Genomic DNA, 2,864 nt, shown 5'->3' with positions numbered 1-2,864 from the left:
ACGAGGCTGCGGGAGAAGTGGTTGGAATATCTCGCGCTGATGGTGAAAGGCCTCCCCGTGCGGCAGGTCGCAAGGCTCTTGGGTATTTCCAAGAACACCGCGTTCTCATGGAGGCATAAGGTCATCTCCAGGCTATACGGGGCGCACACAAAAACCAGACTCTCCGGGATTGTGGAGACGCATCAGCTCCTCATGCTTAAGTGTTGCAAGGGCTCCCCGGAGGCCCGCAAGGCTCGCGCGGCGAGCCCAGGGGAAGGATCTCGGCAGATCCCGTTTCTCAGCCCCCGCTCAGACAGGGTCTATGTCCTCTTCGCCCTCGACCGGTTCGGAAACATGGCAGCAGAGCTCGCTCCGGGCGAATCCCGGATCGGGTTCGATGAGATCATGCGGGATCGGATCGCGCCCGGGGTTCGAATCTGCGTGGAACGCGGAATCGGGCACTGGCCGGCTCCTGGGAGGCGGAGCTTGGGGATGATGTGGACAACCCCTTCGCGGGCCAGAGCTTACAGAGAAGATGTGGCGACCGCCGATCCAATACACCACCAGAGGAACGTGAAACGCCTTGCAGTCCGGTTCCGTGCGTGGCTTATGAGGTTCCGTGGAGTGGCCACGAAGTACCTGCTTCGATACATCGCGTGGTTCTGGCAGATATCGTCCGCCGCCGGGCTTGCAACGCCTGTAGCTGCAAGGCGGCTGCTCCTAGCCACCTTGAGCGGCACGGGGATCTAGGAACGTGCTCGGAAACTCCGGAACGGATGGCACCGGTTTAAGCTGTTGAGCGCCGTTGCGGCTCATTTTGAATGAGTTCGGAGCACGATTGCCGTTCTGGCGGATTGACAGTCAGAATGCGCGGAATTAGTAGCCATATTGCTCATTTACTCCTCCATGTGTGGTATAGTTGCAGTGTACTGCATAATTGGGGGTTCGGTTCATGCAAGGCCGGCGCGAGGAACAGACCACTTTTTCGGACGCTCTCTGGATGAACAGAATGCCTGAGGACTCTTACCGGGCACAGATGCGCGAGTATCTGCTGCAAATGGACGATTCAGTGTTCAGCCCTCTCTTCTCGCGTGTCGGGCGCCCTTCGGTCTCGCCTGTGCGCACTTTCGGAGCGCTGCTCATCCAACTAGAGAAGGGTTGGTCCGACCGGGAGTTCGAGGAGGAATCGCGGTTCGACGAACGCTGCAAGTACGCGCTGGGGGTCAGCCGGGATTTCCCTGGAATCGACGCGGTGACTCTCTGCGGCCACCGGGCGAGGTTCATGCGGTCGGGCATCGTGTTCAAGCTGTTTGCCGGCCTGTCGAACGACGCCAAGGGGAAGGGCCTCGTCTGCGAGGACAAGCTTCAGATAGCGGACTCCTTCATGGCCGGAGGCTCAGGCGCTGTTCATGATACATACACTCTGCTGCGCAAGGGGGTCGTCCGTCTCCTCAGACTCGCCAAGTTCCATGATCTGCGCCGCCGGCTTGAACCGGTCCTCAAGCGCCAAGACTACGCAACTGACGGAAAGCCTAAGATCAATTGGGACGACCCCGAAGAGAAACGCTTGCTCCTTGAATCCTATGTCGTGGACGCGCGCAACCTTGTAGCCTCGGTCCGCGCCCTGAGCCCTTTGCCCCAGGATCTCAGCGACGCAGCCGATCTGCTTGAACGCATCGCAAGCCAGGACATCGACGACGGCGGCGGCCAGATAAAGATGAAGAAGGGCACTGCCAAAGACAGAGTGATATCCGTGACGGATCCGGACATGCGCCACGGGCGCAAGACGCCCTCCGCCAAAGCGGATGGCTACAAGACGCACATCGCGACCGATGGACAATTCGTAATCTCCGTGGCGGCGACGCCGGCCAACAAGTCCGACGCTGAACCGTTGCCCGAAGTCCTGGATCAATGCAAGGCTAACGGAATCAAGCCGAAGGAAGTCATGGGCGACTGCGCCTACTGCAACTAGCCGATTAAGGAGAGCGCGGCCCTGGACGGCGTCAAGATCGTCGCGAAGGTTCCGTTCAAACCGGGACTGGACGGCAAGTATCCAAAGAGCAGATTCACGATCGACGCGGATGCCGGAATCGTGACCTGTCCAGAAGGTCGGCAGGCGCGGTTCGATGTGTCTGCGGTCCAGTTGCGCAAGGCGGCTGAAGTCCGTTTCACAACCTGCGCGGAGTGCCCGTCCAGAGGGAAGTGCGCCAACGCCGCCGCAGGCCGCAGGATAAAGATTCACCCCTACGAACCGGAAATCGCGGCGGAACGTAAAAGGCAAGCGACGTCCGAGTTTCGGGAATTGTACGCGAAACGCGCCGGCGGGGAAAGGATTATAAGCCACTTGACAAGGCATGGGGCCAGGCGGGCAAGGTTCATCGGGATCTTCAAAGTGTGGGGCCAGGAAGTTCTTGCGGCTCTCAACCACAACGTCAAGGCCTTTCTGAGGCTGGCGGCTGCCGCCGGATAGCGGCGAAAAGGGAGCGAAACGGACGGACGCCCCGGACTCACGGATCCTTGAACCTGCGGAACCTGTCTCTTGGAGGGCGCAAGAGCCTCGCCTTCACCCACATACTGCAATTATGTCGTTCTCAAAGAGCGTGGCATACCCCAAAAAACCTGTTTCCCGAGCACGTTCCTAGAGAAGCGCGGGGCTCCCAGGGGGTCTGAAAGCCCAAATGGCGTCTAGCAGCGCGAAGCCCGCGATGAGCCCCTAGAGCTCGTCAACCGCGAACTGGGACACTCGCTACTGCTTAATCAAACCCGGCAACGGACTCCCCTAAGTTCCAGTTGGGCGCTATCCTTATGCAAGCCTCGGCCACACTGGCGTCGTACAGCTCCTCTTTGTTTCTTCGCATCTCCAAAAGGGCGTCACCTAGCCCCAA

The 2,864-nt window shown here is 59.7% G+C and carries 3 protein-coding genes; all 3 read left to right on the top strand.

Annotated elements, in window-relative coordinates:
• A partial coding sequence (locus NUW23_06745) for a helix-turn-helix domain-containing protein (GenBank protein MCR4425877.1) occupies positions 1-729 on the top strand: 729 nt, incomplete at its 5' end.
• 202 nt (positions 730-931) lie between these two features.
• On the top strand, positions 932-1,951 hold the full coding sequence (locus tag NUW23_06740; protein ID MCR4425876.1) for a transposase: 1,020 nt from the start codon (positions 932-934) through the stop codon (positions 1,949-1,951).
• A 120-nt stretch (positions 1,952-2,071) separates the two neighbouring features.
• A complete protein-coding gene (locus tag NUW23_06735; GenBank protein MCR4425875.1) occupies positions 2,072-2,449 on the top strand; it encodes a transposase in 378 nt (125 codons plus the stop codon).
• Positions 2,450-2,864 lie beyond the last annotated feature (415 nt).

The organism is Bacillota bacterium (genome assembly GCA_024655925.1).
In the GTDB taxonomy this organism is placed as follows: Bacteria; Bacillota; DTU025; order DTU025; family JANLFS01; genus JANLFS01.
Note: the sequence above shows the minus strand (reverse complement) of the source record. Positions and strands in the feature narration are given on the sequence as shown.

What these genes read in the sequence shown, in the direction of transcription:
- NUW23_06740 (MCR4425876.1), top strand. Translation starts at nt 932, where the DNA reads ATGCAAGGCCGGCGCGAGGAACAGACCACTTTTTCGGACGCTCTCTGG.